Below are 18,472 nucleotides of genomic sequence, written 5' to 3'. Positions count from 1 at the left end.
CATGCTGACCCGTGAGTACAACCGCACCCTTCCTCGTGGAGTATGTAGCGTAGTGATACGCACTCATGGTGTGAGGACGGGTTGAGGCTGGGGGCTCCTCAACCGCAACTGTGCGGTGCGCGGGGTGAACAGGAGGGGGGACGAGGCTTAGTCCCCCTCCTGCTTCGGAGTAGCCAGTGAGGCTGCCGCTTGGTAGGGTCACGAGCGTGAGCGGAGTCCGGGTACTCGATCTCTTTTGTGGTGGCGGCGGTAGCAGCTACGGCGCCCTATTGGCGGGCTGTGAAGTCGTGGCAGGGGTAGATGCGTGGGACGTCGCATCAAACACCTGGAGAGCCAACTTTCCGCGCGGAAAAGCCATCTGCGCCAAACTCGAAGGTGAAGGGGTCCTTCCTGATGTTCAGTCCCTAGGGCGTATTGATCTGCTTCTCGCATCGCCTGAGTGTACGAACCATACGTGTGCCAAGGGGGCAAAGCCCCGGTCTGAGGATAGCAAGGCCACTGCGATGCAAGTGCTCAACTACGCTGGGAGCCTGCGGCCAACGTGGATCGTTGTGGAAAATGTCGTGCACATGCGCTCGTGGGCTCGGTATCCGGAGTTCATTGAGGGGCTTGAGTCTCTTGGCTACGGCGTGACGCCGCTCGTGGTGGATGCTGCGGACGTCGGCGTGCCTCAATCCAGGAGGAGACTCTTTTTGGTTTGCCGCCTTGGAGAAGAGCCGCGCATCCAACTTCCCATCAGGGATGACCAAGCGCGAGTGCCCGTCCGGCGGATCCTCGATAGGAAGGGTACTTGGGATGCTCAGTTGCTCTACAAACCGGGTCGAGCAAAGGCCACTTTGGAGCGGGCAGAACGCGCCATGGCCGCGCTCGGGAAAAACGAGAGGTTCCTTATTGTTTACTATGGTACAGATGGATCAGGTGGATGGCAGTCTCTTGATGTTCCTCTGCGAACCATTACTACGCTAGATCGCTTTGGGCTGGTCGAGCCAGGGACGGCGGGACCTACATTGCGAATGCTGCAAGTCCCCGAACTCCGAAGGGCTATGGGCTTCGACGAGAAATTTCATATGAATCAGGGCAGCCGCCGGGACCGCATCAAGATTCTTGGAAATGGCGTGTGTCCCCCTGTGATGAGAGAGATTGTGCATGCCCTTCTGCGCGAGTCACACAGGGCGTGGCGACCATCACAACTAGCTCCAGGAAAGCTCAACAGCGCAGTGCTTGGATAGACGTCATTCAGACTTGGGAGTCCGTTGCCACGGGTGTGGCTCCCATCCTGATCATGCTGCGCGCCGCACCTCGGCCCTCTGCGGCGCAAGCGTGAGGTGCATGGCAGCGTCCCACCGTTCCGAGAGCACCAGGGCGCGCAAGTCCAGGATGTGCTGGCCAGACGCCTCCTTCCAGCGGGCGCCAGGGCGCTTCATGCGCAGGGTGACGAGAGACTTGCAGGTGGCCTCCACGTTGCCGCTGCCAATGGGGAGTCCCCGTGCTCGGGCCTCGGCATAGTGCATTCGCTCGCCATGGTTCTCCAGGTAGGTGAGGGCCTCGTGCACCGGCTGGCAGTCACCGAGGACGACATGCCGCTTGCCGCTTGCGTGCAACGCCATGGCAATCGTCCACGACGCTCCGGGCGTGTTGAGCAAAGACAGCTTCCACTTCTCACGCAGCGCGGAGGCCTTCTCTCCCCCAGCCACCACGCGAGCCGCACGCCCGAGCTTCTCCATGAGGTGCCAGAAGTCCACCAGGCGCACCGGCTTCTTGGCCGAGGGGGCATGGGTGGCGAGCGCCTCGTCCAGCAAGGCGTGCAACTCGGGAGCGCCATCGGTGAGGACGGCGACGTACAGGCCGCGCCGTCTGGAAACCAGGGCCTGGACGTCGAGGGCCAGGCGCTCGGCCAACCCGCGGGCCTCGCCCCGCGGCATCCGCCCGTAGCGCAGGGTGCCCAGCGCTTCGCCGTGGGCGTCATGGAAGGTGAGGCAGGCCGCGTAGGCCATGCGCCAGACGACGTCCACCGGGCGCGTGGGGGCGCCCTTGCGAGGACGGCCCACTGGCCGCCGCTTCGGCTCCTCCATCGGCACGGCCACCCTGTCCATGCTGACGCTCACGCCGCGAGTGCCTCGGGGCACTCTCAGCTCCCGGGCCAGCGCCGCCTCCACCCGAGGCCGCTGGCCGCCATACAGCGCTCCCACCGCATGCCCCACCCGCTCGAAGGAGGCTCGGCAATAGGGCAGCACACCCACCTGACGCGCCGTCGCCTCTGCCTCTCGCGACGTGCCTCGCGCCAGCAGGTACGCCATGGGCACCGCCGCCTCCGGTAACCAGCCGTCAGCCACGCACCCGGCTTGGACGCTGACGGTGTCCACCGTGGGGCCATTGCGCTCGCCCACCCGCCGATAGAGGCTTCTCTCTATTTCGACGGGCCCTTGCCGCGTCTTGTACGTCGCCGGGTACCGTCCGACTCGGACGTAGGGCTGGCCTTCGATGAGGACCTGGGCCGTGTCGAGGTCGAGCCCTCGAAGCAACCTCCGCTTCATCAACCGCTCCGTCTTCTCCGCTCCGGCATTCACCTCCTGCCACGCGGCGTCGAACGCGGCCAGGTCCCCTCTGCTCGCACCCTCCACCCCTTGGTGGGCGCGCTTCAGCGTCTCCTCCAGCGCCTTGACGCTGTCCTCGAACCCTTCCGGCACTTCGATGGTGACCTTCGGCATCGTCTGATGTCCTCCGGTGGCACAACCCGCCAGAAGCCTCTCATTCTACCGACCACCAGGCACCCGGCGAGCCCCCTGCCTGGTCGCTCACTCGTTGCTCAGTTCCAGAGCCACACCCGTCCGTTGCCACTTGGCTGTTACTCTACGTCCAACGGTTTGCCGAAGTGGTTGCTCGGCCCGTAATGGCACAAGGCTGCGACGCTCCCATTTTGTTGCTTCATCGACAGACTCAACTAGGATGACGCGCCAGTCCATCTGCGGTTTCCAGTGCGGGGTGATTAGCGCCGATTGCACGCGTGAGACCATGTGCGCGGTTGCCTCAATCGCTTCGTGTTCCCAGATTCGGACGACCCTCCACCCCAAAGATTCTAGCTCCAGGGTTTGGCGCCGATCTCGTTCGATGTTCTCTCGGAGTTTCTGCCTCCAGAAAAATTCATGCGAGCGTGGTCGGACATAGTGGTCTGGGCAGCCATGCCAGAAGCAGCCATCAATGAATACGGCAACGCGCTTCGTCGCAAAAACCACATCGGGTTTCCCGACAGGCGTCCTCGTGTGCAACCTGTAGCGCAATCCAGCACGCCAGAGCGCGGATCGAAGCTTGCGCTCTGGCGTGGTGTTCTTGCCCTTGATGCGGGCCATTTGCTCGGATCTTGAAAGCGCCATAGCTCTTCGATAGCCATAGAACTGGAGCGGACTTGAAGACAGCGCGCCGAACGTTTTAGGCAATGTTTTCGTGGACAAAGACGATGTCCGAAGCTGGACTGCATTGAGGGGGGATGTTTGGAAACCAGGACATGGCCCATCCATGTGATAGCTATAGCGTTCCTGACACGCCCTTATCAGAACCCCGCACCGTTCACCCGCCGCCCAGGCGAAGCCTCAACACCGGCTGACAGCTGCGTATGCGGCACCCAGCTCCCCGTGGCGCTCCCATCCGGGTTCCGGTTGTAGGAGACACCCACCGTCGTGTCCTGATACCCCGCGCTGTCCTGCACGGTGTTGTCCGGACGCACCAGGTACACGGTGTCGCCGCTGCTGCCCACGTTGACGCCCCGGTTGAAGTACAGCCCGCCTCCCGAGGCCGCCGTGGCGTTCGTCACGCCCCCGGGCACCGCCGTCGGGCCCGAGTACACGACATACGACTTGCCCGGCTGAATCATCGTCCCCGCGGGGAACACGTGCCGCGTGTCATCCTCGCCCGCGTAGGAGCTGGCGTCGTGAACCTTCCATCCGCCCAGGTCCACCGCAGTGGTGCCCGCGTTCACCAGCTCGACGAACTGCTGGTCATAATCCGGCGTGCTCGTCCCCGGGATGTTGTGCGACTGCGGCAGGTACTCATTGATGAACACCTTGTACTGCGTCCCGCCGGTCCCCGTTCCACCGCCTCCCGCATTGCCGAGGTTGAAGCGGCTGATGATGGGGTAGTGGTCGGACGTGTTGTTCCGGTAGCCCGTGATGTTCGGCCGCAGCACCTGGGTCGAGTTGGGGACATATCCGGCCCACAGCTCATTGGTGACGAGCTGATGGTCGATGAACGTGCTGCGGCTCGCCGTGCTGCCAATGCCCGCCTCGGACAGGGCCTGGGTGGTGAACTTGTAATTGGCCGAGTCGTTCACGAAGTTGCGGAACGGCGATTCAAACTTCAGCCCGGTGTTGGGATTGGTCGCGATGGACGCATCCACGTCGTCATTCCAGTCACCCACCACCATGGCCCGCTGCGTGGGCAGGCGGACGTCCAGGTAGTCCTTGATCGCCATGGAGGCAGACAGGCGCCGCGCGTAGTCGTCGGGACCGGCGAGCGCCTTCATGTGGATGACCAACGCCGTCACGTCCACGCTGGCGCCGCCGCGCTGGATGCGCAGGTCCACGCGCAGCGGCGGACGCCCGCCGAAGTCGTAGTCGTGGTTCAGCAGCACCACGTCCGCCCGCAGCACCTGCACCACGTCCGACTTGAACAGCACGCCCACCTTCTGCTCGTTGGCCGCGTAGTAGCTCGACCCCGACGACACCCGCGAGCCGTCGTCCGCCAGGAAGCCGTCGTAGCCCGGCAGCCGCGCCTTCAGCGCGTTGAACTGCGCCGTGCTGACAATCTCCGCCAGCCCCCAGAAGTCCACGCCCGCGTCGGCGAGGACGGCCTGCGCATTGGCCAACTGCAGCGGCTCGTCGTTGGGCCCATAGTCCGGGTCCCCGAACCACTCGATGTTCCAGTTCCCCACCGACAGCGGAAAGCTCCCATCCGGCGCGCCCCCGTCCGGCGTCTGCCCGGGACCCACCACCTCCAGCCCCAGCTGGACCTCGGCCTCGGCGCCGTGGGCGTCATGGACCCGCAGGGTGATGGGATGGTTCCCCTCGCCCTGGGCCTGACCCGTCAGCACGCCCGCGGCGCTCAACGCGATGCCCGTGGGCAGCGACCCCTCCACCAGCTCCCACTGAAGGGGAGGGCGCCCGCCCGTGGCGACCAGGACGTGCTCGTAGCTGTCCCCCGCCGTGGCGGCGGGGAGCCCGTCGGTGGTGACCTCCGGGCGTGGATAGATTCTCAGCGCGTACGTCCGCACGTTCTCCAGGCCGTCCGCGTCCCGCACCGTCACGGTGACGGCGAAGTCACCGGCCTCGTTGCCCGGCCCCTGCAGCCGCCCCTCTCCCGTATAGAAGGAGAAGCCCTGCGGCGGCGGCGACACCGTGTAGCGCAGGGGTGGCTCGCCCCCGGACGCGGTGAACATGGCTTCGTAGGCAAGGCCCACCGTCGTCGGAGACAGCTCGACCGCGGGCAGACGGGGTCCCCCCGAGGTTCCACGTCCCTCGGAGCAGGCGCACAGCAAGGTGAGGACGGCGAGCATCCCCGCCATTCGGCAAAACGGCATGTCGGCGGGCTCCAGCGCGGGCCTCGAGGAGTGGGGCCCGCGACGCGCCCACTCTAGCCCCGACGGACACCCGTATGCACGAAGCGCGTCGCGCGAAAGGCAATGGCCGCCGTCATCGTTCGTATTTCAAGCAAGCGCTGGAAGGTTTTGCGCTCCGGGCAGCCGTGGAGTGGAATGGTTTTTTCGGGGGGATGTCCGCCCCATGGAGGACACAGCACATGGCCAACAAGTGGGACAAGCAGCTGATGGACTTCCTCAAGCGCACCGGTGACGAGCTCAAGCGCACCACCGATGACCTGCGCGGAGAGGCAGAGCGCCTCCTCAAGGAAGTGAAGGACCCCCAGAACCAGGCCAAGGTGAAGGAGGGCCTGGAGCAGCTGCGCACCTGGGCCGCCAGCACCAGCAAGGTGGCCGCGGAGAAGATTGAAGTCGCGGTGCGTCAGGTCGAGGGCGCCGTCGAGCGCGCCTTCACGAACGAGGAGGGCGGCGAGCAGGCCACCTCCTCACGTCCCGCCCAGGCGCCGGCCGAGCCCACGGCCGAGCCCAAGACCCCCAAGGCCAGCGCCTCCCGCCCCGCCGCGAAGAAGGCCGGGGGCAAGTCCATTGGCCGCAAGAAGACCGCCGCTGCCAAGAGCCCCGCCACCAAGCCGGCGAAGAAGGCTGTTTCAGGTTCCAAGAAGACGATTGGCCGGCCCAAGAAGCCCACCGCCGGAGCGTGAAGTTCCGCTGAACGTGAAGCCCGCCTGCTCGGGGGCAGGCCGGTTTCCTTCGTCCTTCTCGACATTTGGAAGGTCCCGCGGCGCGTGAGATAGTACGCGCCGTGGCCGGCTCGAACGACAAGAGCAGAATCCAGACAGATATCGGGCAGGACGTCATCGACGCGGCGGTCCGCAGCGTCGAGCGTCACATGGACGAAGAGGACGAAGTCACCGTCATCGAGGTGGGGGCTTCCAGCCCGTCCACCCCGGTGGAGGCCGAAGCGTCCCCGTCCCCCGAAGACACCGCTTCTCCGCCCCCCGACGCAGAGGCGCCCCCGTCCGAGGACGTGGCCGCGCTCCGCCAGGAGGTGGAGTCCCTCAAGGCCCAGCTCGAGTTCAGCCAGGCCAAGGGGCGCGAGACGATGGAGCGCCTGCGCGAGGCCCACGAGCGTGCGAAGGAGGCGCAGGAGCGCACCGTGCGTCACGCCGCGGACCTGGAGAACTACCGCAAGCGCGCGCAGAAGGAGAAGGAGGAGGTCCAGCGCTTCGGCTCGGAGAAGCTGCTCAAGGACCTGCTCCCGGTGATGGACAACCTGGACCGCGCGCTCGACGCCGCGGCCAAGACGCCGGACCTGGACAGCTTCGAGAAGGGCGTGGCCATGACGCGCAAGTCCTTCGAGGACGCGCTGGGCCGCCACGGCGTGAAGGGCTTCAGCGCCAAGGGACAGCCCTTCGACCCGCGCCTCCATGAGGCCATCCAGCAGGTGGAGACGGCGGACGTCCCCGCCGGCCACGTGGCCCACGAGGTCGTGCGCGGCTTCTATCTGAATGAACGGCTGGTGCGTCCGGCCATGGTCGTCGTCGCGCGCGCGCCGGCTGAGCCGGTCGCCGCCGCGGAGCCGCCGGCCACCGCCGAACCCGCCACCGCCACGACCGACACCGAGGCGCCCGCCGCGCCCGCGCAGTCCGAGAACTCTTCCGGGGGGAGTCAGTAACCAACATGGGCAAGGTGATTGGAATCGACCTTGGGACGACCAACTCGTGCGTCGCCGTCATGGAGGGCGGCGAGCCGGTGGTCATCCCCAACAGCGAAGGCAGCCGGACCACGCCTTCCATGGTGGGCTTCACCGACTCCGGCGAGCGCCTGGTGGGGCAGATCGCCAAGCGGCAGGCCATCACCAACCCGGAGAACACCGTCTTCGCGGCGAAGCGGCTCATCGGCCGCAAGCTCGACTCGCCCGAGGCCAAGAAGGCCATTGGCGTGTCGCCTTTCAAGGTGGCCTCCAGCCCCAACGGCGACGCGTGGGTGGAGATTCGCGGCAAGGGCTACAGCCCGCCGGAGGTCTCCGCCATCGTCCTGATGAAGATGAAGCAGACGGCGGAGGACTACCTCGGTGAGCAGGTCTCCGAGGCGGTCATCACCGTCCCCGCCTACTTCAACGACAGCCAGCGTCAGGCCACCAAGGACGCCGGCCGCATCGCCGGGCTCAACGTCCTGCGCATCATCAACGAGCCCACCGCCGCGGCCCTGGCCTACGGCCTGGACAAGGTGCAGGAGGGTGGCACCGAGCGCATCGCCGTCTACGACCTGGGCGGCGGCACCTTCGATATCTCCATCCTGGAGCTCAACGCTGGCGTGTTCGAGGTGAAGAGCACCAACGGCGACACGTTCCTGGGCGGCGAGGACTTCGACCAGCGCCTCATCGACTACCTGGCCAAGCGCTTCGCGGAGGCCAACAACGGGCTGGACCTGCGCAAGGACCGCATGGCGCTCCAGCGCCTGAAGGAAGCCGCCGAGCGCGCCAAGCACGAGCTGTCCAGTGCGCCGGAGACGGAGGTGAACCTGCCGTTCATCACCGCCGATGCCTCCGGTCCCAAGCACCTGACGGAGACGGTGGACCGCGCCACCTTCGAGGCGCTGGTGACGGACCTCATCGACCGCACCATCGAGCCGTGCCGGATTGCCCTGAAGGACGCGGGCATTCCCGCGCAGCAGATCAACCAGGTGCTGCTGGTGGGCGGCATGACGCGCATGCCGCGCGTGCAGGCGAAGGTGAAGGAGTTCTTCGGCCGGGAGCCGCACAAGGGCATCAACCCGGACGAGGTCGTCGCCGTGGGCGCGGCCATCCAGGGCGGCGTGCTCAAGGGCGAGGTGAAGGACGTCCTCCTGCTGGACGTGACGCCGCTGTCGCTCGGCGTCGAGACGGCGGGCGGCGTGTTCACCAAAATCATCGACAAGAACACCACCATCCCCTGCAAGAAGAGCCAGGTGTTCTCCACCGCCGTGGACAACCAGCCCCTGGTGAGCGTGCACGTGCTCCAGGGCGAGCGTGAGATGGCGGCGGACAACAAGACGCTGGCGCGCTTCGAACTGGTGGGCATCCCCCCGGCGCCGCGCGGCGTGCCGCAAATCGAGGTGTCGTTCGACATCGACGCCAACGGCATCGTCCACGTCAGCGCCAAGGACCTGGGCACCGGCAAGGTCCAGCAGGTGCGCGTGGTGAGCAACTCCGGCCTGTCCGAGGCGGAGATCCAGGGGATGATCTCCGACGCGCAGGCGCACGCCTCCGACGACAAGAAGAAGAAGGAGCTGGCGGAGCTGCGCAACAACGCCGACGGGCTCATCTACACGACGGAGAAGAGCCTGGAGGAGTACGCCAGCCTCCTGTCGGAGACGGACCGCGAGGAAATCAAGGTGGACCTGGAGCGCCTCAGGGAGGTGCTCAACACCTCCGACGTGGCGGTGCTCAAGGAGTCCTTCCAGCGCCTGGAGGGCAGCGCCTACCGCATCGCGGACGCCATCTACACGGGGCAGGCGAGCTGAGCGCTCGCAATCGCCTCCGCGCTCCAGCGTAGACCGTCTGCCGCGCAGTCAGGCCCCCTGGAGCGCATCAATGGACGTCACCGAAGGCATTGTCATGTTCCTCATCACCGCCATGGTGGTGGGGGTGCCCCTGTTCGGGCTCACGCTTCGCTTCTCCCTCAAGCCCCTGGTGGAGGCCTTCATCCGGCTGAAGGAGGCCCAGCACGGTGGCATGGAGGTCCGGCTGCTCCGCGAGCGCGTGGCGCACCTGGAGCGCGTGCTGGAGGTGCACGGGCTGATGGATGACCCCCTGCCCCGCGCGCTCCGCTCCAGCGCGCCCGAGCACCTCCCCGCCGTGGCGTCGTTGAAGGGCCGGGAGCGCGTGTAGCCGCCTGGGCTGGCTTCGGGTTTCCTGAAAAGGACGTCCCGGGTGTTGAATGGGCCCGTGGAATTTCCCTCACTCGAGGAAGAGGTCGTTTTTCTCCGCGGGCTGGTCTCCGTGCATCGGATGGCCGACGTCATCCTGGAGGACTGCCTGGAGCGGGGCCTGGACCTGGACTCCGGGCTGGACGTGTTTCTCACGCAGTGTGCCCGGCTGGTGCATGCGCGCGCGGGCTTCGTGTCCCTGCGGGGGACGCGGGGCCCGGTGCTGACGCGGGTGCTGGGCGAGCCCGGCGTGGACGTCCTGGAGGCGGCCCACTGGCAGGGGGTCCGCAAGCTGGAGGACGGCCGGACGCTCTTCTGCGCGCGGCTGGCCCTGGGCAGCCTGGTGCTGGGGGGCCTGGGGCTGGTGGTGGAGGGCACCTTCGACGGCGGCGGCGGCCTGGTGATGAAGCTGGTGGAGGCCATTGGCGAGCAGCTCGACACCGCCGTGCTGGGCTTCCTCGCGCTGACGGACGGCAAGGGCGCGCTGGAGCGGCTGGACGCGCTCACCACGGCGCCTCCGCCGGCGTCGCGCGGGCACATCGGCCGCTACGAGGTGGTGACGCCGCTGGGCACCGGGGGCATGGCGCAGGTGCTGGTGGCGCGGACCCGGGGCCCGGAGGGCCTGGGCCGGCTGGTGGCCCTCAAGCGCATCCTCCCGCACCTGTCCGCGGACCCCTCCGTCGTCCAGCAGTTCCTGGACGAGGCGCGCATCGGCCTGCGGCTCTCCCACCCCAACCTGGTGCACGTCTACGACTTCGGCGAGGCCGAGGGCGCATACTACATCGCCATGGAGCTGGTGCGCGGCGTGGACCTGGAGCGGCTCCTCCACGCGGCCAAGGGCCCGCTGGAGACGGCGCACGCGGTGGGCGTGGTGTGCCAGGGGCTGGCGGGGCTGCATGCGGCGCACGTGCTGCAGGGCGAGGACGGCGCGCCGCTCGAGCTGGTGCACCGGGACTTGTCCCCGCACAACCTCATGGTGGGGTTCGACGGACGGGTGAAGGTGCTGGACTTCGGCGTGGCCAAGGCCCGCGCCCAGCGCACGGTGACGCTGCCGGGCATCGTGAAGGGCAAGCCGCTGTACATGTCCCCCGAGCAGGCGCGCGGCATGAAGCTGGACGCGCGCAGCGACCTGTTCGCCATGGGGCTCGTCCTCTATCAGGCGCTCACCGGCGCGCGGGCCTTCGAGAAGCCTGACGAGCTGGCCACCATGCACGCCATCTGCGACGAGCCCCTTCCTCCGCGCCCTTCGCACATCTCCCGGGCGCTGTGGAGCGTGCTGGAGACGTCGCTGGCCAGGCGCCCCGAGGCCCGCTTTGGCAGCGCGCGGGAGATGGCGGACCGGCTGGCGGATGCCTGCCGTCCGGCGAGCGACTCGGAGCTGGCGCGGCTCATGGAGCGGCGCTTCCCCGACCGGGCTCGCGAGTTCCAGCAACTGGGCCGCTCGCCCGCCACGGGCAACCCCATGGGAGGGCTGGCCGTGGACGAGACGCCCCTCATGCGCCCGCCGCTCGTGAAGTCCTCGCCCTGACGGTGAGCGGGGAAGCCGGGCCCCCCTCGGGAGGAGAGCGGGGCCCGGGCGGCGCGCTCAGTATCCGCGCTTGAGCGGGTCGTCGGAGGGCGCGTTCAACGTGCGCGCGCGCTCCTCGCCCTCGGTGCGGATGTCCACCTCTTCCCGCCGCACGTGCTCGGAGATGTGGCGTTGCTCGTCGACCTCGTCCTTGTGGATGACGACCTCCTCGTCGACGACGGCGCGCTTCTGGACCTCGACCTCCTCGGCGCGCAGCGGGACGACGACGGTCTCCTCCTGGAACGAGGCGTTCATCGCCGGGCGTCCCGGGCTCACGTCCCGGCGCTCCACGCGGACGCGCTCGCGGCGCACCGGGACGTCCACCTCCCGGTCCTCCTCCACTACGTCCTTGTGGACGCGGACCTCACCGGCCTGCACGTCCCGCTTGAGCACGTCCATCTCTTCCCTGTGCAGGGGGATGGTGACGTCCTCCTCGCGGCCGTGGAGGCCCCGCGCGCCCACCGCGGTGTCCGCGCCGGTGCCGTAGCGGGCATCCGGGCCCAGGCGTGTGTCGTAGCCCGCGTCGTAGGTGCCCTTGCGGCCCGCCGTGTCCGTGGTGGCTCCCATGCCCACCGCGCCCGGGCCCACGCCCGCGCCGCCCCCCGTGCCGGCGATGGCGCCCGTGCGGTCCTCATCCGTCAGCCGGCTCAGCGCCTCCTTGCCGTGGCTGAGGATGATCTCCGAGCCGTCGATGCGACTGACTTCCGAGTACCGGACCAGGTAGTCCTTCGGGAAGAAGAGGCCCTTCTCGATGTGGAACTCGCTCTCACCGACGGCGAAGACCTTGCCGAGCTTCTCGCCGTCGATGCTGCGGACGACCATTCCTTCCTTGATGTCGCTGCGTTGGTACATGTCTGGCTCCTCGTGACCGGGGCGGGTGGACCTGCTGGCCACACCCTGAGCCCCGGCGCTGGTGGAGGCCTCGCGTGCGAGCGCGAGGCCCTGGGGTTTCCACCCCGGTCATCATGGAAGGTGTGAGCGCCTCGTCCTGGCGACAGGGGCCGAGGACGCAGTGCCAGTTGGCCTGCCACCGCGCCTGCCCGCCCGAACGCCCGCCTGTCCTTTCGCCTGCCCGGGTGTCACCGCGCCGGCGGCGGGGGCCCGGGGCTTCTCAGGGCGCGGCGGTCCACCCCATCTTCAGGCGAGGTGCGTCCGGGCCGCGTGCCGTGAGCACCCAACGGGAGACCGTCATGAGGAGCAGGCAGGGGACCTGGGTGCCGTGGCGCTGGAGTGACTCGTGGGTGGGAGGCGCCGCCGCGGGCGTGGGGGCGCACCTGGTGGTGCGTGGCCTCCACCGGCTGCTCCGCCCGGACCTGCGAGGCCCCGTGGTGGGCGCGGCCTGCGCCTCCGGGGTGCTGGGCGCCCTGGTGGCGGGCCGGCGCGCGCGCGGCCGACTCCGGCCGCCGCCCGCCCTGGCCCTGGTGCCCGGCCCGCCGGCCGCTGCCTGCGTGCCCGCGGCGCTGGAGACGGACCCGGCGCGTCCCCGCGCGCCCCTGGAGCGGGTGCTCCGCCGCGGGCCGAATGGCCGGGAGCATCCCTGGAGCGAGCCCAGGCTGTCATGAGCCCGCGGACCACATCACACGAGAGGAGTCCTTCGATGCGCACGGACGTACGGGAAGGGATGCGGGTCTTCACCGCGGATGGGACCCGGTTGGGCACCGTGGTGGGGTGTGGCGGGGAGACCTTCGCCATCGAAGGGGGGCTGCTGCGGCTGAAGTCCTTCGCCGCGCGCTACGGCGACGTGGTGGACGTGCGCGGAGAAGACGTGCACCTGGGGCTGACGCGGGACGAGGTGGCGACGACGGAAGAGGCGTCGGAGCAGGCGCGGTCAGGTCACCCCGAAGCCGTGCTCTCCGCCGAGTTCGCGACGCCCGGCGAGCTCGTGGTGCCCCTGGCCCACGAGGAGGCCCATCCGCACGTGGTGGTGCGCGAGGCGGGGCAGGTGCGCATCCACAAGGTGGTGCGGACGGAGGTGCGGCACTTCTCCGTGCCCGTGCGCCGCGAGGAGCTGGTGGTGGAGCGGGTGTCCGAACAGGCGGTGGACGGCGAGCGCCCGCCGGCGCCGGAGGCCGTGGCGTCCGCCCGGCCGGTGCTGGAGGGGCTGGTGCCCTTCGAGGCGGGCACCTTCGTCATCCCCCTGCGCGAGGAGCGGGTGGAGGTCGCCAGGTCGGTTCATGTCTGGCAGGAGGTCGCGGTTTCCCGGTACACCGACGAGGTGCTCCGGCAGGTCCACGCCACCGTTCGGAAAGAGACGGCGGAAGTGGAGGAGCAGGGCGAGGTGCTCCACGACGGCCCGTTGGACGGGCTGCACTCCTGACTGACGCGCCGCACAGGGGGTGTGTGACGGGGGCACGGGACGGCTGCGAGCTTGACCCATGGAGAGGTGTCCCCTAGAAAACCAGGGCTTTGCCGTGTCTGTTTCCGCGAAGGGAAGCCCTGCATGCGACGACTTGCCCCGATGCTCCTCGCCGCGCTCGCCGTCATGGCGGCCGCTTGCGAGAAGAAGACGCAGCCTGCTCCTTCAGGTGAAGGAGGGACTCAGGCCGCGCAGGGGCAGGGGGCGGCGCCCGGGGGCGCTCCGGCGGACGCGGACAGCATCCTGCTGGGGCAGGTGGGCTCGCTCACCGGTGGCCAGGCCACCTTCGGCATCTCCACGCGCAACGGCATCGAGCTGGCCCTCAAGGAGGCCAACGCCGCGGGCGGGGTGAAGGGCAAGAAGCTGTCCATCCGCGTCTACGACAACCAGAGCAAGCCCGAGGAGGCCGCCCAGGCCGCCACGCGCCTGATTACCCAGGACAAGGTCGTGCTCATCCTCGGTGACGTGGCGTCGTCCAACTCGCTGGCCATGGCGGAGAAGGCGCAGGCGGCGGGCGTGCCGATGATTACGCCGTCCTCCACCAACCCCACCGTCACCGAGAAGGGTGACTACATCTTCCGCGTCTGCTTCATCGACCCGTTCCAGGGCTTCGTGATGGCGAAGTTCGCGCGGGAGAACCTGAAGCTGAACCAGGTGGCGGTGCTCCAGGACAACAAGAGCGCGTACTCCATTGGCCTGGCGGACGTCTTCAGGCGCAAGTTCACGGAGCTGGGCGGCAAGGTGACGGCCGTGGAGAGCTACAGCCAGGGCGACACCGACTACCGCGCCCAGCTCACCGCCATCCGCAAGTCGCAGCCGGAGGGCATCTACGTGCCGGGCTACTACAGCGAGGTGGGCATCGTCGCCCGCCAGGCGCGCGAGGTGGGCCTGAAGGTGCCGCTGATGGGCGGCGACGGCTGGGACTCCGAGAAGCTCTTCGAGCTGGGCGGCAGCGCCATTGAAGGCAGCTACTTCTCCAACCACTACTCGCCGGACAACCCGGACCCCCGCGTGCAGAAGTTCATCGCGGACTACAAGGCCGCGTACGGCGCGGTGCCGGACGCCCTGGCCGCGCTGGGCTACGACTCCGCCCGGGTGGCGGTGGCCGCCCTGGAGCGCGCCAAGGACCTGAGCGGCCCGGCCGTGCGGGACGCCATTGCCCAGACGAAGGACTTCCCGGGCGTGGCGGGCACGGTGACACTGGATGCCCAGCGCAACGCCGTGAAGTCCGCCGTCGTCCTCAAGGTCGAGGACGGCAAGACGCAGTACGTCACCACCATCAATCCCTAATGGCGCAGCTCCTCCAACACCTCATCAACGGTCTGGCCGCCGGCACCATCTACGCGCTCGTCGCGCTGGGCTACACGATGGTGTACGGCGTCCTGAAGCTCATCAACTTCGCCCACGGCGACGTCATGATGGTCGGCGTCTACATGGGCTACGCGACCGCGTTCGCGCTCGGGCGCGACATGCGCAGCTCCCTTGTGGGCGTGGCCGTCGTGTTCGCGGTGGCCATGCTGGGCTGCGCGCTGCTCGGGTTCTTCATCGAGCGCTTCGCGTACCGCCCCCTGCGGGAGAAGCCGCGCCTCACCGCGCTCATCACCGCCATCGGTATCTCCTTCGCGCTGTCCTACGGCTTCCAGTTGGACATTGGCTTCCTGCCGGGCGCGGCGCCGCGGGCCTTCCCGGAGGTCATCGCGCCGGTGGAGTGGCTCGTCATTGGCGACCGGGACGTGGTGGTGTGGAACTGGCAGGTCATCAGCTTCGGCATCGCCGTGGCGCTGATGGTGGGCCTGCAGTACCTGGTGTTCCGCACGCGCTTCGGCCAGGCCATGCGCGCGGTGTCCTGGGACCACCGCGTGGCGGCGCTGATGGGCATCCCCACCGACCGCGTCATCGCGCTGACGTTCATGCTGAGCAGCGCGCTGGCGGCGGGCGCGGGCCTGCTCTACGCCATCAAGGACACGTCGGTGAGCCCGCTGATGGGCCTGTACGTGGGCCTCAAGGCCTTCGTGGCGGCGGTGATTGGTGGCATCGGCCACGTGCAGGGCGCCGTGGTGGGCGGGCTGGTGCTGGGCCTGGTGGAGGAGTTCGTGGTGGGCTACGCGGCCAGCACCTGGCGTGACGCGGTGGCCTTCGGCTTCCTCATCCTGGTGTTGCTGGTGAAGCCGGGCGGCCTCTTCGGCCGCGTCGCCGCGGAGAAGGTCTGATGGAGACGCCGGCGATTCCCGTCCCCGAGGCCCGCTCCGTCGTCCCCGCGTCGCTGCGCGGCCTGCTGCCCGTGCTGCTGGCGCTGCCGGTGCTGGCGCTGTTCCAGTGGCTGATGAGTGATGCGCCCTTCGCCTCCTACCTGCTGTCGGTGGTGGGGGTGAACATCATCCTCGCGGTCAGCCTCAACATCGTGAACGGGATGACGGGGCAGTTCTCCATTGGCCATGCGGGCTTCATGGCGGTGGGGGCCTACATCTCCGGCGTCCTGTCGCTGAACCTCAAGGACATCGCGCTCTCCTTCCTGCCGGTGGCGGTCAGCGACCAGGTGTTCTTCGTCGTGTCGCTGCTGGTGGGCGGCCTGGCCGCGGCGCTGTGCGGCTTCCTGGTGGGCCTGCCCTCGCTGCGGCTGCGCGGGGACTACCTGGCCATCGTCACGCTGGGCTTCGGCGAAATCATCCGCGTGGTGGTGCAGAACACGGACGCGTTCGGCCGGGCGCTGGGCCTGTCCGGCATCCCGCAGACGTCGTCGCCGGCCATGGTGTACTTCTTCGTGTTCCTCACGGTGCTGGTGGCCCGGCGCATCACCGGCTCCAGCCACGGCCGCAGCCTGTGGGCCATCCGCGAGGACGAGGTCGCCGCCGAGGCCATGGGCGTGGACACCACGGGCTACAAGGTGCGCGCGTTCGTCATCTCGTCGTTCTTCGCGGGCATCGCCGGCGCGCTGTTCGCGCACTTCGTGCCCATCATCAACCCCGGCTCCTTCACCTTCGTGAAGTCGATGGAAATCGTCGTCATGGTGGTGCTGGGCGGCCTGGGCTCCACGACGGGCGCCATCGTCGCGGCCACGTTCCTCACGCTGCTGCCCGAAGGCATGCGCTCGCTGTTCACCCTGCTGGGGGCTGAAGGCAGCCTGGCGCAGAAGGTGGACCAGATTCGCATGCCCGTGTACGGCCTGCTGCTGGTGGTGCTGATGCTGGCGCGGCCCCAGGGCCTGTTCGGGACGAAGGAAATCTGGGACGTGCTGCCGCGGTGGATTCCGCGCAAGCGCAGGGGGCTGGCGTGAGCGCGGCCGTGCAGGAGACGAAGGCGGAGGCCGGAGCGCCGTTGCTCCAGGCGGATGGGGTGAGCATCCAGTTCGGCGGCCTCAAGGCGCTGACGGACTTCAACCTCTCCGTGCGGCAGGGCGATTTGCAGGGCCTCATTGGCCCCAACGGCGCCGGCAAGTCCACGGCGTTCAACGTGCTGACGGGCGTGTACCAGCCCACCCAGGGCGAGGTCCGCGTGGGCGGGCAGCGGGTGAACGGGTGGCTGCCGCATCAAATCAACCACCTGGGATTGGCGCGCACCTTCCAGAACATCCGCCTGTTCCGCGCGCTCACCGCGCTGGACAACGTGAAGGTGGCGTGCCGGGCGCAGGGCGCGCTGCACCCCGAAGGCGTGGGGCTGGGCGCGAAGATGAAGGGCGCCTTCATCAACTACCGCGACTGGTGGCGCGCGCTGCTGCTGACGCCGCGCTTCCAGCAGGAGGAGCGGGAGTTGACGCAGCAGGCGGAGCGCCTGCTGGAGGTCATGGGCCTGTCGCACCGCCGCGACGAGGAGGCGCGCAACCTGCCTTACGGCGAGCAGCGCCGGCTGGAAATCGCGCGCGCGCTGGGCACGCAGCCCAAGGTGCTGCTGCTGGATGAGCCCGCGGCGGGCATGAACACCCGTGAGAAGGCGGACCTGATGGTGCTCATCCGCAAGCTGCGGGACGACTTCCAGCTGGGGGTGCTCGTCATCGAGCACGACATGAAGCTGGTCATGGGCATCTGCGAATCCATCACCGTGCTGGACCACGGCGAGACGATTGCCCGGGGCGCGCCGGCGCAGGTGCGCAGCGACCGGAAGGTCATCGAGGCGTACCTGGGCGACAGCTATCTGGAGAGCCACGGAGGGGCGGCGTGAGCGACGCGCAGGTGAAGACGCTGGGCGAGCGCCAGGCCTTCCCGCCGCTGTTGTCGGTGGACGGCATCAAGGTGCACTACGGCGCCATCCAGGCGCTCAAGGGTGTGTCGCTGACGGTGGGCAAGGGCGAGGTGGTGGCCCTCATCGGCGCAAACGGCGCGGGCAAGACGAGCACCCTGCGCGCGGTGAGCGGCATGCTCAAGCCCAGCGGCGGACGCATCCAGTTCAACGGGCACGACACCACGGCCCTGAAGGCGCACCAGCTGGTGCCGCGCGGCATGGCGCACGCGCCGGAGGGGCGGGGCGTGTTCCCCAACATGACCGTCCAGGAGAACCTGGAGCTGGGCGCGTACCTGCGCACGGACACCTCCGGCATCCAGGCGGATTTGGAGAAGAGCTTCACGCTCTTCCCGGTGCTCAAGGAGCGCCGCAAGCAGCTGGCCGGGACGCTGTCGGGCGGCGAGCAGCAGATGCTGGCCATTGCCCGCGCGCTCTTGAGCAAGCCGCAGCTGCTGCTGTTGGATGAGCCTTCGCTGGGGCTGGCGCCGCAGGTGACGGAGGCCATCTTCCGCACCCTGCGCGAGGTGAACGCCACGGGCGTGAGCGTGCTGTTGGTGGAGCAGAATGCCCACCTGGCGCTCAATGCGGCGCACTACGGCTATGTGTTGGAGACGGGCGAGGTCGTGATGGCGGGGCCGGGCAAGGCGCTCCTGGAGAGCGCGGAGGTCCGGCGAGCGTATCTCGGCGAGTGATGGGGGGCACTACGTCCTCCCGCCGACGCTCCGGTAGAGTCCGGCGCGCAATGAAACTGGCTCCCCTCCCAAAGTCGGGTAGTCAGCAACCAGGAAGTTCGTCTAGCGTCCTTCGACGCGCTGCGTTCAACCACACTCAGGAAGTG

The 18,472-nt window shown here is 68.4% G+C and carries 17 protein-coding genes; 13 read left to right on the top strand and 4 right to left on the bottom strand.

The annotated features are described in order from the left end of the window. The first annotated feature begins 176 nt into the window (after positions 1-176). Positions 177-1,229, top strand: a complete 1,053-nt coding sequence (locus tag KGD87_RS22365) for a DNA cytosine methyltransferase (protein ID WP_350099509.1) — start codon at positions 177-179, stop codon at positions 1,227-1,229. 51 nt (positions 1,230-1,280) lie between these two features. On the opposite strand, the gene KGD87_RS22360 is transcribed toward KGD87_RS22365, so the two are convergent. The 3 genes from KGD87_RS22360 to KGD87_RS22350 all read right to left on the bottom strand — a co-directional run bounded on the left by KGD87_RS22360 (position 1,281) and on the right by KGD87_RS22350 (position 5,569). Beyond that, positions 1,281-2,708 (bottom strand): ISKra4 family transposase, encoded by a 1,428-nt coding sequence (locus KGD87_RS22360; protein ID WP_284662426.1) that lies wholly within the window; start codon positions 2,706-2,708, stop codon positions 1,281-1,283. A gap of 87 nt (positions 2,709-2,795) precedes the next feature. Next, positions 2,796-3,371, bottom strand: coding sequence for a very short patch repair endonuclease (locus KGD87_RS22355; RefSeq protein ID WP_284668680.1), 576 nt, complete (start codon positions 3,369-3,371; stop codon positions 2,796-2,798). Between the two features lie 176 nt (positions 3,372-3,547). Next, complete coding sequence (locus tag KGD87_RS22350; RefSeq protein WP_284662425.1) at positions 3,548-5,569, bottom strand: lamin tail domain-containing protein; 2,022 nt, start codon at positions 5,567-5,569, stop codon at positions 3,548-3,550. 218 nt (positions 5,570-5,787) lie between these two features. On the opposite strand from KGD87_RS22350, the gene KGD87_RS22345 reads away from it, so the two are divergent. From KGD87_RS22345 to KGD87_RS22325, 5 genes are all read left to right on the top strand, one after another. Beyond that, positions 5,788-6,288 (top strand): transcriptional regulator, encoded by a 501-nt coding sequence (locus KGD87_RS22345; RefSeq protein ID WP_284662424.1) that lies wholly within the window; start codon positions 5,788-5,790, stop codon positions 6,286-6,288. A gap of 101 nt (positions 6,289-6,389) precedes the next feature. Then, a complete protein-coding gene (grpE, locus tag KGD87_RS22340) occupies positions 6,390-7,262 on the top strand; it encodes a nucleotide exchange factor GrpE (RefSeq protein ID WP_284662423.1) in 873 nt (290 codons plus the stop codon). 5 nt (positions 7,263-7,267) lie between these two features. Continuing rightward, a complete protein-coding gene (gene dnaK / locus KGD87_RS22335) occupies positions 7,268-9,091 on the top strand; it encodes a molecular chaperone DnaK (protein ID WP_284662422.1) in 1,824 nt (607 codons plus the stop codon). Positions 9,092-9,161: 70 nt separating this feature from the next. After that, a complete protein-coding gene (locus KGD87_RS22330) occupies positions 9,162-9,458 on the top strand; it encodes a hypothetical protein (protein ID WP_284662421.1) in 297 nt (98 codons plus the stop codon). Between the two features lie 120 nt (positions 9,459-9,578). After that, positions 9,579-11,024: a serine/threonine-protein kinase gene (locus tag KGD87_RS22325; protein ID WP_284662419.1), complete on the top strand. Its 1,446-nt coding sequence runs from the start codon at positions 9,579-9,581 to the stop codon at positions 11,022-11,024. A gap of 57 nt (positions 11,025-11,081) precedes the next feature. On the opposite strand, the gene KGD87_RS22320 is transcribed toward KGD87_RS22325, so the two are convergent. After that, on the bottom strand, positions 11,082-11,915 hold the full coding sequence (locus KGD87_RS22320) for a YsnF/AvaK domain-containing protein (protein WP_284662418.1): 834 nt from the start codon (positions 11,913-11,915) through the stop codon (positions 11,082-11,084). Positions 11,916-12,253: 338 nt separating this feature from the next. On the opposite strand from KGD87_RS22320, the gene KGD87_RS22315 reads away from it, so the two are divergent. The 7 genes from KGD87_RS22315 to KGD87_RS22285 all read left to right on the top strand — a co-directional run bounded on the left by KGD87_RS22315 (position 12,254) and on the right by KGD87_RS22285 (position 18,326). Further along, entirely contained in the window at positions 12,254-12,625 is a 372-nt protein-coding gene (locus tag KGD87_RS22315; RefSeq protein WP_284662417.1) for a hypothetical protein, read from the top strand. A gap of 35 nt (positions 12,626-12,660) precedes the next feature. Continuing rightward, positions 12,661-13,380 (top strand): YsnF/AvaK domain-containing protein, encoded by a 720-nt coding sequence (locus tag KGD87_RS22310; protein WP_284662415.1) that lies wholly within the window; start codon positions 12,661-12,663, stop codon positions 13,378-13,380. 123 nt (positions 13,381-13,503) lie between these two features. Beyond that, the gene (locus tag KGD87_RS22305; RefSeq protein WP_284662413.1) at positions 13,504-14,709 is read left to right on the top strand and encodes an ABC transporter substrate-binding protein; all 1,206 of its coding nucleotides are present in this window, start codon (positions 13,504-13,506) and stop codon (positions 14,707-14,709) included. Further along, entirely contained in the window at positions 14,709-15,629 is a 921-nt protein-coding gene (locus tag KGD87_RS22300) for a branched-chain amino acid ABC transporter permease (protein WP_284662412.1), read from the top strand. Before KGD87_RS22305 ends, KGD87_RS22300 begins: the two co-directional genes overlap by 1 nt. Continuing rightward, a complete protein-coding gene (locus KGD87_RS22295; RefSeq protein ID WP_284662411.1) occupies positions 15,629-16,693 on the top strand; it encodes a branched-chain amino acid ABC transporter permease in 1,065 nt (354 codons plus the stop codon). Before KGD87_RS22300 ends, KGD87_RS22295 begins: the two co-directional genes overlap by 1 nt. Next, positions 16,690-17,574, top strand: a complete 885-nt coding sequence (locus KGD87_RS22290) for an ABC transporter ATP-binding protein (protein ID WP_284662409.1) — start codon at positions 16,690-16,692, stop codon at positions 17,572-17,574. The genes KGD87_RS22295 and KGD87_RS22290 overlap by 4 nt, the downstream gene beginning before the upstream one ends. Next, positions 17,571-18,326, top strand: coding sequence for an ABC transporter ATP-binding protein (locus tag KGD87_RS22285; RefSeq protein WP_176415681.1), 756 nt, complete (start codon positions 17,571-17,573; stop codon positions 18,324-18,326). The genes KGD87_RS22290 and KGD87_RS22285 overlap by 4 nt, the downstream gene beginning before the upstream one ends. Positions 18,327-18,472: the final 146 nt, after the last annotated feature.

It is taken from the genome of Myxococcus sp. SDU36, from assembly GCF_030168875.1.
Taxonomy (GTDB): domain Bacteria; phylum Myxococcota; class Myxococcia; order Myxococcales; family Myxococcaceae; genus Myxococcus; species Myxococcus vastator.
The sequence above is the reverse complement of the archived record's forward strand: the minus strand, read 5'-3'. Positions and strand labels throughout refer to the sequence as shown.